General features: G+C 62.4%; 13 protein-coding genes. 6 read left to right on the forward strand and 7 right to left on the reverse strand.

From position 1 onward, the window contains the following. Positions 1-187 precede the first annotated feature (187 nt). From ACFC3J_RS19605 to ACFC3J_RS19630, 6 genes are all read left to right on the forward strand, one after another. A complete protein-coding gene (locus ACFC3J_RS19605; protein ID WP_375197732.1) occupies positions 188-598 on the forward strand; it encodes a helix-turn-helix transcriptional regulator in 411 nt (136 codons plus the stop codon). A gap of 187 nt (positions 599-785) precedes the next feature. Next, entirely contained in the window at positions 786-1,712 is a 927-nt protein-coding gene (locus ACFC3J_RS19610) for a GAF domain-containing protein (RefSeq protein ID WP_017503149.1), read from the forward strand. Between the two features lie 139 nt (positions 1,713-1,851). Beyond that, positions 1,852-3,375 carry an aldehyde dehydrogenase gene (gene adh / locus ACFC3J_RS19615; RefSeq protein WP_017503150.1) on the forward strand — a complete coding sequence of 508 codons (1,524 nt, stop codon included), beginning with the start codon at positions 1,852-1,854 and terminating at the stop codon, positions 3,373-3,375. Positions 3,376-3,450: 75 nt separating this feature from the next. Continuing rightward, positions 3,451-4,482: an alcohol dehydrogenase AdhP gene (adhP, locus tag ACFC3J_RS19620; RefSeq protein WP_026109614.1), complete on the forward strand. Its 1,032-nt coding sequence runs from the start codon at positions 3,451-3,453 to the stop codon at positions 4,480-4,482. 33 nt (positions 4,483-4,515) lie between these two features. After that, positions 4,516-4,917, forward strand: coding sequence for a DUF779 domain-containing protein (locus tag ACFC3J_RS19625; protein WP_017503152.1), 402 nt, complete (start codon positions 4,516-4,518; stop codon positions 4,915-4,917). A 411-nt stretch (positions 4,918-5,328) separates the two neighbouring features. After that, positions 5,329-5,472 carry a hypothetical protein gene (locus ACFC3J_RS19630; protein ID WP_017503153.1) on the forward strand — a complete coding sequence of 48 codons (144 nt, stop codon included), beginning with the start codon at positions 5,329-5,331 and terminating at the stop codon, positions 5,470-5,472. A 530-nt stretch (positions 5,473-6,002) separates the two neighbouring features. Here the strand turns inward: ACFC3J_RS19630 and ACFC3J_RS19635 are convergent. From ACFC3J_RS19635 to ACFC3J_RS19665, 7 genes are all read right to left on the reverse strand, one after another. Next, on the reverse strand, positions 6,003-6,767 hold the full coding sequence (locus tag ACFC3J_RS19635; RefSeq protein ID WP_001389365.1) for an IS6-like element IS6100 family transposase: 765 nt from the start codon (positions 6,765-6,767) through the stop codon (positions 6,003-6,005). Then, complete coding sequence (locus ACFC3J_RS19640) at positions 6,733-8,394, reverse strand: molybdopterin-dependent oxidoreductase (RefSeq protein ID WP_375197733.1); 1,662 nt, start codon at positions 8,392-8,394, stop codon at positions 6,733-6,735. The genes ACFC3J_RS19635 and ACFC3J_RS19640 overlap by 35 nt, the downstream gene beginning before the upstream one ends. A 104-nt stretch (positions 8,395-8,498) precedes the next feature. Next, on the reverse strand, positions 8,499-9,284 hold the full coding sequence (locus ACFC3J_RS19645) for a 3-hydroxybutyrate dehydrogenase (protein ID WP_017503144.1): 786 nt from the start codon (positions 9,282-9,284) through the stop codon (positions 8,499-8,501). After that, entirely contained in the window at positions 9,281-10,453 is a 1,173-nt protein-coding gene (locus tag ACFC3J_RS19650) for a patatin-like phospholipase family protein (protein ID WP_026109612.1), read from the reverse strand. The genes ACFC3J_RS19645 and ACFC3J_RS19650 overlap by 4 nt, the downstream gene beginning before the upstream one ends. 132 nt (positions 10,454-10,585) lie before the next feature. Then, the gene (locus tag ACFC3J_RS19655; protein WP_017503146.1) at positions 10,586-10,954 is read right to left on the reverse strand and encodes a hypothetical protein; all 369 of its coding nucleotides are present in this window, start codon (positions 10,952-10,954) and stop codon (positions 10,586-10,588) included. A gap of 38 nt (positions 10,955-10,992) precedes the next feature. Continuing rightward, a complete protein-coding gene (locus ACFC3J_RS19660; RefSeq protein ID WP_017503147.1) occupies positions 10,993-11,478 on the reverse strand; it encodes a pyridoxamine 5'-phosphate oxidase family protein in 486 nt (161 codons plus the stop codon). A gap of 178 nt (positions 11,479-11,656) precedes the next feature. Continuing rightward, positions 11,657-11,944: a ferredoxin family protein gene (locus tag ACFC3J_RS19665; protein ID WP_375197734.1), complete on the reverse strand. Its 288-nt coding sequence runs from the start codon at positions 11,942-11,944 to the stop codon at positions 11,657-11,659. Positions 11,945-12,014 lie beyond the last annotated feature (70 nt).

Consider the following 12,014-nt stretch of genomic DNA (forward strand, 5'->3'; position numbering starts at 1 on the left):
GGACAAACCTCGACACAATCCATATATTTGCATCTGATACACTGCTCAGTGACGACATAGGTCATGTCTGCAATTCCTCACGAGGCCCCGATTGTGCGATTTGCCGAACGCCGGTTCCACAGGATCCATCGCCGTCACCGCTGAAACCAAAATTGCCTCCTCTTAGCAATTTTGCTAAGTCCGGCCAATGCCGCGAACAACCCGCCCCTTGTCGAGTCGCTCGGTCTCCGAGGACAGCGCGGTCGTCGCGGCCCAGTGCGCGCGCTGTCTTTGTGAGCTTCGGCAATCGACAGGAGAGACACAGAAGCAGTTCGCCGAACGGATCGGCATGACCGAATCCATGATCTCCCGCCTCGAAAAGGGAGATCATATGCCGACGCTGGCGACACTGAGCCGGATCGCCGCCGGTTTCGTGCGCCGGATCGAGATTGTCTTCCATGCGCATGACCATGAACATGCGGACGGGACGCGTCATTCGCATCGTCATGGTCACGGCGACCTCGACCACCATAACCAGCATGCGCTGACGGCGGCATCCTCTTCTTCGGGACTTTCCAGTCAGCGCAAGGTCAGGGGAAAATCGGCATGCGATGTTTAGCACTCCGCCGATCTGATCGACACGGCATCGGGAAACCGCATCCCGCGCGCCGCGGCGACGGCATATCGCCCCGCCTTTCCGGCCTGCGCATCGATGCTGCGGCGGCCCGGTGCGGTTTCTTTGACCCAGCCTCCACCGCCCGGGGGTCATTGAGCAGATGACCCGATCAGCGCTTCTTCATTCGGAGATGATCCATGAAGCGGTGCTTTCCAGCCGAAGCGCGGCGATATCCCCTCTGGCCGCCTCCTGGTGCAGATCCGCGCTTCATCACCAACTCGACCCTGCAAGTGCCTCGCGGCGCGATCGCCTGGACGGGCGGAGTCTTTCGGACAGGCGCGACGCTCATGGCGCCCTGCTGGCCGTCACCCGGCCCGTTCTCGATCAACTGTTTCAGGCGGTCGGGCGTTCAGGCTGCGGCGTTTTCCTGAGCGACGCCACGGGCGCCATTTTCGAAAGCCGGGTCGGCGATGGCGACATGCCGGACTTTGCCCGCGCCGGACTTGTCGATGGCGGGCGCTGGAGCGAAGCGCTCGAAGGCACCAACGGCATCGGAACCTGTCTCGTGGAAGACAGGCCCGTCATCATCCATCGCGAACAGCATTTCTCCAGCCGCAATATCGCCATCAGTTGCATGGACGCGCCCGTCCATGATGCGAAGGGGCGGCTCGTCGCGGCCCTCGACGTATCGAGCTGCCGCAACGATCATGGCACGGCCATGGCGGAAATGACCGTGGCCCTGGTGCGTGAGGCCGCCCGGCGGATCGAACGCGCCCTTTTCCACGAACACTTCCACAACGCTCGCATCCTTTTCCTCGGCGATGCGCCAGGCGGCAGCGAACTTCTCGCGGTCGATGCCGATGATCTCGTGATCGGGGTCAGTTGGGCGGCACGGCAGCGGCTGGGCCTGACGGAGGCGCAGATAAGCGGCACATCCGTCACGCTGGATGCGTTGACCGGACAAAATGCCGAGCCTTCTTTCAGGAAGGCGGACCGCACCGTGCTCCGCCAAGCGCTCGCCCGCGCCGGCGGCAATGTCAGTGCGGCGGCGCGGATGCTCGGTATCGCCCGCGCAACACTCTACAGGCGCCTCATGCGTGCGGGCCTGCACAAATAGGCACCGGGACCTGTCTCGAAACTGCGACAGGTCGCTTGTCCTGACGAACACCCACGCCTTCCATTGGCGCCGTGACCATGGAAAGCTGCCGCCACAATCGCGCGACATGCAGAAGCGCGGAAGTGAGGATGCCTGACCAATGAACATACATGCCCAGAACCGGGCCGATGCTTTGCAATCGCCCTTTGCCGCCCGCTATGACAACTTCATCGGCGGAAAATGGACCGCGCCGGGCGCCGGACGCTATTTCGACAATATATCCCCGATCAATGGCAAGGTGGTCTGCGAAATCGCGCGATCGGATGCCAGCGACGTCAATCTTGCGCTGGACGCCGCCCATGCCGCGAAGGATGGCTGGGGCCGCACATCCGTCACCGAACGGGCGCTCATCCTCAACCGCATCGCCGACCGGATGGAAGCCAATCTGGAAAAGCTGGCCATTGTCGAGACATGGGATAACGGCAAGCCGATCCGCGAGACGATGGCGGCCGACCTGCCGCTCGCCATCGACCATTTCCGCTATTTCGCCGGCGCGATCCGCGCGCAGGAGGGAACACTGGGCGAAATCGATGAGGACATGGTCGCCTATCATTTCCATGAACCGCTGGGCGTGGTCGGCCAGATCATCCCATGGAATTTTCCGTTGCTCATGGCCTGCTGGAAACTGGCCCCGGCACTGGCCGCGGGCAATTGCGTGGTGCTCAAGCCGGCCGAACAGACACCGGCCTCGATCATGGTCTGGGCCGAACTGATCGGCGACCTGCTGCCGCCGGGCGTACTCAACATCGTCAACGGTTTCGGGCTGGAATGCGGCAAGCCGCTCGCCTCATCCCCCCGCATCGCCAAGATCGCCTTCACCGGCGAGACGACGACCGGCCGGCTCATCATGCAATATGCCAGCGAGAACCTTATCCCGGTCACGCTGGAACTGGGCGGCAAATCGCCCAACATCTTTCTGGAGGATGTCGCCCGCGAGGATGACGACTATTTCGACAAGGCGATCGAAGGCTTCGTCATGTTCGCGCTCAATCAGGGCGAGGTCTGCACCTGCCCCAGCCGGGCCCTGATCCATGAAAAGATATATGACCGTTTCATGGAACGCGCCCTGAAACGCGTGCAGGCGATCGTGCAGGGCAACCCGCTCGATCCCGCCACGATGATCGGCGCGCAGGCGTCGTCCGAGCAACGCGCGAAGATTCTCTCCTATTTCGACATCGGCCGTCAGGAAGGCGCGGAAGTGCTGACCGGCGGGGCGGCCGCCGAACTGGGCGGCGAACTGGCGGGCGGCTATTATGTCCAGCCGACCGTATTCCGGGGCCACAACAGGATGCGGATATTTCAGGAGGAGATTTTCGGCCCGGTCGTTTCCGTCACCACCTTCAAGGACGAGGCAGAGGCGCTCGAGATCGCCAACGACACGCTTTATGGCCTGGGCGCGGGTGTCTGGAGCCGCGAGGCGAACAGTTGCTACCGGCTGGGCCGGGCGATCAAGGCCGGTCGCGTGTGGACCAACTGCTATCATGCCTATCCCGCACATGCGGCCTTTGGCGGATACAAGCAGTCCGGCATCGGCCGGGAAAACCACAAGATGATGCTCGGCCACTATCAGCAGACCAAGAATCTGCTCGTCAGCTACAGCCCGAAGAAGCTCGGCTTCTTCTAACCCTTCCCCCCGTCGGCGCGCTGCCCTGTTCCCCTCCCTCCAGCGCGCCGGCACCCCATCAGGAGCGATTGTCTCATGGCGAAAACAATGAAAGCCGCTGTCGTCCGCGCGTTCGGAGAGCCGCTGACCATCGATGAAGTGCCCGTTCCCGAAGTCGGGCCGGGCCAGATCCAGGTCGCGATCCACGCCTCCGGCGTCTGTCACACCGATTTGCACGCCGCCGAAGGGGATTGGCCGGTCAAGCCCAACCCGCCTTTCATTCCGGGGCATGAAGGCGTCGGCTTCGTGTCGGCGGTCGGCGCCGGGGTGAAGCATGTGAAGGAAGGCGACCGGGTCGGCGTGCCGTGGCTCTATACGGCCTGCGGCCATTGCGTGCATTGCCTTGGCGGATGGGAAACGCTGTGCGTCGATCAGCTCAACACCGGCTATTCGATCAATGGCGGCTTTGCCGACTATGTCATCGCCGACCCGAATTATGTCGGCCATCTGCCTGACAATGTGAGTTTCGAAGAGATTGCGCCGGTCCTCTGCGCGGGCGTCACGGTCTATAAGGGCCTCAAGATGACCGACACAAAGGCCGGCGACTATGTCGCGATCAGCGGTATTGGCGGCCTTGGCCATATGGCCGTGCAATATGCCGTGGCCATGGGCCTGAATGTCGCGGCGATCGATATCGACGATGCAAAGCTGGACCTTGCCCGCCGGCTTGGCGCGACATTGACGGTCAATGCCCGGAACGAAGACCCCGCGACCGTCATCAAGCGCGAAACCGGGGGCGGCGTCAACGGCGTGCTGGTCACGGCCGTCAGTGAAAAAGCGTTCGAACAGGCGGTCGGCGTCGTGGCGCGCGGCGGCACGGTGGCGCTCAACGGCCTTCCGCCCGGCGATTTTCCGCTCAACATCTTCGGCATGGTGCTGAACGGCATCACGGTGCGCGGTTCGATCGTCGGCACGCGCCTCGACCTTCAGGAAAGCATCGCCTTCGCGGCGGACGGCAAGGTGAAGGCAACGGTGGAAACAGCCAAGCTGGAAGAGGTCAACACCATCTTCGACCGGATGAAGAAGGGACAGATCGAAGGGCGCGTCGTCCTCGACCTCACAGATTGATCAGGGACCGATTGAACAGAGAAAGCAGCGCCGATGCCCGATGGACATGAAAAGGTCGCCCGCGTGACCGCCACGCCAGCGGCATTGGCGCTGATCGACGAATTGAAAGCAGAATATGGCCCCCTGCTGTTCCATCAGTCCGGGGGCTGCTGCGATGGATCTTCGCCCATGTGTTACCCGGCAGACGAATTTCGCATCGGCGACAACGACATCCTGCTGGGCCAGGTCGGCGGCGTGCCCGTCTATATCGGGCGCGCGCAGGGCGAAGCCTGGGCGCACACCCAGCTTATCCTTGACGTCGTGCCGGGCCGTGGCGGCATGTTCAGCCTCGACAATGGCCGCGAGGTCCGTTTCCTGACCCGCGGCCGGGTGTTCAGCGAAACGGAAATGGGGCAGCTAGGGCCAGGACCCCTTAATTCCGCGTTCGAGGTTTGAAGCGATTTCGTTCAGGCCGAGGAGGAAAGGCGTAGGAATATGAATATATTTCAAGGCCTTATGACGAAGGCCTGGGCGAAATCGGTCAAATCCCGCCGGGACGCCGAAATGGCTTCGATCTCGGGCCCGTGCGGCCTTGCGGGTTAAGTGAAGCAACATCCCTTCAACCTCACGAAGGCAGCGGTTCCAGCCCGAGCTGATGCGAACGATGGCGTTCACCGCCGCAGGTTTGTCCGCGCCAGTTCGAGAGCTTCGTCCCCGCGCCCGTTGATGATCGCCTTGAGCATGTAGGGGCTAACCCCTTCGCCTGTTCGAGCTGGATCTTTGGCGGGACGACAAGCTCCTGCCTCGCGGTCAGGACATCGAGATGATGACGTCCACCCAACACCGCCGACAAAGCTTGGCGGGCTGATGCGCAAGGCTTTCAACCGCGGGATATACTGGCAGGGCAAGCGGTTCGACAATGTCGTCGATCTGCTGTCGCTCGTTTCGGACGGTGTCGCCATGGTCGACGATGCGATGGTCCAGAAGCTGATGAAGACCGGGCTGCCTTGAACGGTTCCTGCAGGGCGAGGAAGCGGATTTTCCTGCGCGCTGGGAGGCTCTGACGATATTTCGCGCCGCCCGCGCGCTGTCCGCCCGGCATGGTTCGACTCTCCTGCCGCTTCCGCATTGCGGACGCATTGGCGGAAGCCACACCAGAGCTGGAATAGGGAAGCGGTTTCACCGTGCGCGTCTGATGGCGTTTTTTCCGTCACCTGCACCGCACGTTGAACAACAGCAGGCCCAGGGGCACAGGATAGTCCCTGCGAGGACGGCTGATCTGAGCGTCAGGCTTCGCAAAGTTCGATGTTTGGATGCTCCGCAATGATCTCGCGGATAATCTCGAAATAGGTGGGGCCGACTCCAGCCTCGATCGCCTCAATGTCCTGTTCGATACGCGCGCGATCATAGATATCCGGGCGGTCGAGCTTCGCGCGGTAATGCTCACGCGTCGCGTCCAGTCCCAGCGCTGTTCGGCTTTGCGCGATGGCTCTGTTGCAAAGATTGGCGGCAGTCAGAGGTAGGCTGTCGCTCTGCGCCGATCAGGCGGCTGCTGCGAAATGGTGGTTGAGCATGCCCATGGCCTCCGTCAGCGCCGAGGGCCCAATGCCAAAAGCTCTCTCCACAAGGCGCACCTCGCCCCTGATGCCGGGCTGCAGGCACCAGGGGCGAGCCTGTCCTTTGCGCAGGGCTCGCATGACTTCGAATCCCTTGATCGTGGCATAGGCCGTGGGGATCGATTTGAAACCGCGCACCGGCTTGATCAGTATCTTGAGCTTTCCGTGATCGGCCTCGATCACGTTATTGAGATACTTCACCTGCCGGTGGGCCGTCTCCCGGTCCAGCTTTCCTTCGCGCTTCAATTCGGTGATCGCTGCACCATAGCTCGGCGCTTTGTCGGTATTGAGCGTGGCAGGCTTTTCCCAGTGCTTCAGGCCTCGCAGGGCCTTGCCCAGGAACCGCTTCGCTGCCTTGGCGCTGCGGGTCGGCGACAGGTAGAAATCGATCGTGTCGCCCCGCTTGTCGACTGCCCGGTACAGGTAGGTCCACTTGCCCCGCACCTTGACGTAGGTTTCATCCAGGCGCCAGCTCGGATCAAAGCCACGCCGCCAGAACCAGCGCAGCCGCTTCTCCATCTCCGGGGCGTAGCACTGGACCCAGCGATAGATCGTCGTATGGTCGACCGAAATGCCGCGTTCCGCCAGCATTTCCTCAAGGTCGCGATAGCTGATCGGATAGCGACAATACCAGCGCACCGCCCACAGGATCACATCACCCTGGAAATGGCGCCACTTGAAATCCGTCATCGTTCCGTCCGTCCAATCTCCGCCAAGCATGCTCAAGCTTCACGATTTTTGCAACAGAGCCCGAAATCTCGAAGCCGACGCGCAGCCCCTCATTCTCCCACGGCACGCTCACCGGCAGGATGATGTCCGCATATTCGGCGGTGGGGTTCATGAACATGTTGCAGTGAACATGGAAATCGAGCGCTTCCAGCGCCTGCCGCCCGCGCCCGCCATGCGGCTGCGACACCAGCAGGTTGGAACCGAATGAGAACAGCGCGCGCACCGCATAGGGCTGTTCATCCAGCACCGCGTCGCAGAAATCGGTGCCGGTGATCCAGCCTTCGGTCGGCGGGCCGAGCGGGCGCCTGTCCAGCCCCAGCGCCTTTTTACGGGTTTCTTCCGGGATCATCGACACATCGTGCATCTTCGACACCGGATGCGCCGGATGGCGGACATTGCCGCCGGGTTTGTCGAAGCTGTCGGTCAGCGCATAGAGCGTGGCGATCGACCGTTCGATCTGCGTCGCGTTGCGATGGTGCGCCACGCCCGTCCAGGCGTGATAGGCGATCGCGCCCGCCGCGCCCAGCATCTCCGCCAGCGCCGGTATCTGCTCGCGCCTGACCCCGCAGATGCGCTCGACCGTTTCGGGGTCATAGGGTTCGACCGCTTCGGCGAAATGGTCGAACGCGGTGCGGCAGGCGATCGTCCCGTCCACCCCGGCAATCGCACGCGGCCCGGACCGTTCCAGGAAGGTTTCGTCAGAATGCGTGCCGAGCGGCACGGCGCGTCCCTCGTCCGCGTTCCACACCATATAGGCGCCGGGCTTTTCAGCATTCCCCACATCGCACCCGCGCAGGAACAGGCCGTTGTCCTCCCGCACCAGCAGCGCCGCGTTTGAATAGTCGCGCACGAAATCGTGGTTGAACAACCCGCGCGCGATCATTTCCCGCGACACGCCCATGGCCAGCGCCGCATCGGTGCCGGGCTTCACCTGAAGCCACAGGTCGGCGGTGCGGGCCGTCGCGGTCTGGCGCGGATCGATGACGACGATGCGCGCTCCCCGCGCCTGCGCGGCGCTGATCGCCTCGGCCTGCGCCAGCCAGACGTTGGAAGGGTTATGGCCCCACAGGATCACCACATCGGCGTTGCGATAATCCGCCGTCGGCGTCGGGCAGCCGAAGGTGAAGGCGTGGGCATAATCCTTGTGCCAGTTGCACAATTCGGTGGAGAAGATGGCGTTGGGGCTGCCGAACGTGCGGATGAAGCGCCATATCCAGTCATAATTGTCCGACACGGTCGAGGATGACGGCGAGGTCACGCTGAAGGCAACGCTCTCCGCCCCGCTTTCCGCCTTGATCGCGGACAGGCGCCCGGCCACCGTATCCAACGCCTCTTCCCACGAAATCGGCACGAAACCGGGGTCTTTCGCGCCGCGGGGCGCAGTGCGTTTGAGCGGGGTCGTCAGCCTGCGGGCAGAATGGGCGATTTCCGGCGCCGCGCGGCCCTTGAGGCAGGTGGCCTTGCCGGTCGGATGATCCGGGTTGTTCTTCACCGCGACCAGCCGCCCGTTCTCGACGACATTCATCGTCCCGCAGCGCGACCGGCACAGCGTACAATAGCCCGGTATTTCCTGCCGCAACATCGTCATCCCCCTCATTCCCGCGTCGCACAATAGGCTCGAACAAGCCTGCCCGGACACGACGCCTTTGTAATTGACATGCGTCAAATCCCCCGCGTTTGAAGGTCCTGACCCTACGCAGCCGTCCAGCCGCCATCGACGGACAGGTTCGCGCCGGTAATGTTGCTGGCGGCATCAGAGCACAGAAACAGCGCAGTCGCGGCAACCTGCTCGGCAGTGACGAACTGCTTGGTCGGCTGGCTTTCCAGCAGCACATCGTTGATGACCTGTTCGCGCGTCAGCCCGCGCGCCTTCATCGTGTCTGGAATCTGGCTTTCGACCAACGGCGTCCAGACGTAGCCCGGCGAAATGCAGTTGGCCGTGACGCCAAAGGTCGCCAGTTCCAGCGCGATCGTCTTGGTAAAACCGGCCAGCCCATGCTTGGCGGTGACATAGGCGCTTTTGAACGGTGATGCGACGAGGCTGTGGGCGGATGCCGTCTGGATGATCCGGCCCCACTTCTTCTGCTTCATGTAAGGCACGCCAAGCCGCGTCGTATGGAAGGCGGCTTCGAGGTTCAGCTTGAGGATGAGGCTCCACTTGTCGAGCGGAAAATCCTCGACCGGCGCGACATGCTGCATCCCGGCATTGTTGATGAGGATATCGACGCCGCCGAACGCATCGGCTGCCTCGCGCATCATGGCCTCGATTTCTTCCACTTTCGTAAGATCGTGACCGGAATAGAGCGCTTTCGCACCGCTCGCCTGTTCCAGCGCGAGGCGTTCCTGTTCGATCGCATCCTTGTCACCGAACCCGTTGATGACGATGTTCGCGCCTTCGGCCGCCAGCGCCTTTGCATAGGCCAGGCCGATGCCGGAGGTGGAGCCGGTGATGAGCGCCGTCTTGCCAGCGAGGGTCATGCCTGTTTCTCCTTGATCTGGCCGGACCGCCCAAGATCGAACGTAGCGGTGCGGCCGTGGGTGATGTTGTTGGCGATAAGCTGGTTGCCCCTGGCGACCACCGCGGACACCGCCTCGCGTCCCTGCGCCCAGTGATCGAGCATCGTACAGCGCGAAAATTCGAAATCGCGCGCGCCGCTTTCCCATGCCCGCGCCCGGTAGATGAGGTGGACGATGTTCACCGCGCTTTCGTCGATCATGCCGGCGGCGGCCTGCGCCTGCGCCGTCTGCATAAGGTCGGGCGGCAGGAGGTTCAGCAGATCACGGATGGTCTGATGCTGGCGGCGTTCGCGCAGATACTGGTCCGTCACCTGACGCGTCCGGCTGGAATATTGAATGTCCTTCTGCCGCGCCCAGATATCGGTGAGTTCGCGCGGCAACGGCCCTTCGGCGGGGAAAAGATCGACCTGAAAGATCAGCAGATCGTCCGACTGGTGATCCATCACATGCGAAAGCGGCGTGTTGGAAACAAGGCCCCCGTCCCAATAATGTCGTCCGTCGATCTCCACCGGCGGCAGGCCGGGCGGCAGCGCGCCCGACGCCATGACATGGCGCGCATCGATCCGGCCCTGCCAGGCGGGGTCGCGATTGTCGAAATAGATGAAGTTGCCGCTCTCGATATCGACCGCGCCGACCGAGAAACGCATGGGGCCGTTGTTCACCCGTTCCCAATCGACCAGTTCGTCAAGCGTCTGCCTCAGGCCGGAGGTGTCGTAAAAACTGAGCGCACCGGGCGATCCTGCCGGCGCCCACCAGGCAGGCAGAACGCGCGGGGTGAAGAAGCCGGGAACACCCCATGCCGCGACCGTCGCCGCGGCGGCAAGATGTTCCACCTCACGCAGATTGTCGCTGTGCGTGAGGCACAGATTGGGCATGCCGCCGGTCACGCGCTGCCAGAAGGCGGTGAGTTTCTCCAGCCATTGCTCACGCGGATTGCCGGCGATGATCGCCGCGTTCACCGCGCCGATCGAAATACCGGCGACCCAGTCGACCTCGATGCTGAGCAGGGCCAGTTCCTCGATGACACCGGCCTGAAAAGATCCAAGCGCGCCGCCGCCCTGAAGGACCAGCGCCACGGATTGCGGCAACGGCAGCGGCGCCTTGTCGCGCAAGGATTTCGGGCCAGACATGAACAACTACTCCAATGCAGCGGATGGGTCGGCCGCTTCTATGCGCCAAGTGCGACAGCCCCGTGATCGCCACGGCCGGCCCGTAAGGAGGGGCCGCTGCCGACGCCATCCACGTCGCCAAGGAAGACCACATCAGGCTGGACTGTCGTCGCCCCCGCCTGCGGCAGGCTGCTCGCGGCAACTCGCGGTGAGTAGGGTGGTGCATGATGCGAGAACCTCCGCGCAGGCCTTCTGCCACTCGAGCGCGGCATCCTTCATCCCCGCCAGAGCGACCGTTCGCACCTCCGCGAGATCCTGGACCAGCCCCGCAACGGCCTCGCGGCTTGCATCGGGCGCTTGGCCGGAAGGCGTATCCCGCGATTGATCGCCAATCGGGACCATGAAACCCCGGCCGATCTGAAGCTCTCGCTCCCAACCGGCCCGCGAAATCTCGGTCAGTCTCACGAACAGCCTGCCATTGGCCTGCGCGAGCGCAAGCATCTGCTCGAAAGGATAAGTCATACCGGCCTCATTGATGTCGGCGCGCGATCGCCGCGCCCCTATGCGGCCGTGCCGGCGGTCGTCTCGACATGGGCATGACCGCCCCGCGTGCCGCTGTCCGTCTTTCCGAGCAGCTTTTTCAGCTTGCCCTCAAGCGCGGTGTCCGTTTCCCAAAGTTCCGCGCAATCGATATCGACGCGCAGCAGGGCGAGGTCGGGATCGCTCTTGCCGCCCGGAAACCATGTTTCCGCGTCCTTCGCCCAGAGCTTGTCGAGCATTACCTTGTCCTCGACGACTTGCGCCATGCCCGCCAGACAGGCAAAATAATCATGCCCTTTGGACACGAACTGCGCCATCGCTCGCCCACCCTTGGCCAGGCGGCTGTTCCGGCCCACGAAAAACCAGAGCGTATCGACCTGATCGGGGTCCAACCGCGCCGTGAGCGGCTCACTATGCTCGGGAGCCTCGACCAGACCGACCATCAGGATCGGACTGACCTCCATGCGGGTCCACAGATTGCGCTTCATGCGGGCTTCATCGGTCATGATCGACTCCTGCTATCAGTTTGTCAATCAAACCTAGCCATCAGAAGAAAAACTTCAAGATCGATTAAATAATTTTCGACGTTACGAAATACCGTATCAAGAAAATACAATGATCATGATGCGCGATAGAATCGAGATTTACGCTTTAACTACATATTTCATATTTTAGTATATGTTATTATTTACCAGAACCTGGATTTTTTGAAAAGAATTTCTCAAATTTATCGGGGACACCCTTGAAGTTGTCAGCATCAAGTGGCGGCACTCCCTTGAGCGTAATATTCGGCCATTTCGGTGCGAAGGCGGCGTTGAGGTCCAGCCATTTCTCAAGCCCAGGCTCCGTATCAGGGAGAATTGCCTCCACCGGACATTCGGGTTCGCATACCCCGCAATCGATGCATTCCGCCGGGTTGATGCGCCAGGCGCGCGGCAACAGCGGCCCGAGCACCGACAACAGCGCCTGCATCACCCGCTCCCCGGCCCGGAACTCCGACCGCGCACCGCCAATCAGGCCCGGCCGCGCAATCACCAGCGAA

The organism is Sphingobium sp. (assembly GCF_041987595.1).
Lineage (GTDB): Bacteria > Pseudomonadota > Alphaproteobacteria > Sphingomonadales > Sphingomonadaceae > Sphingobium.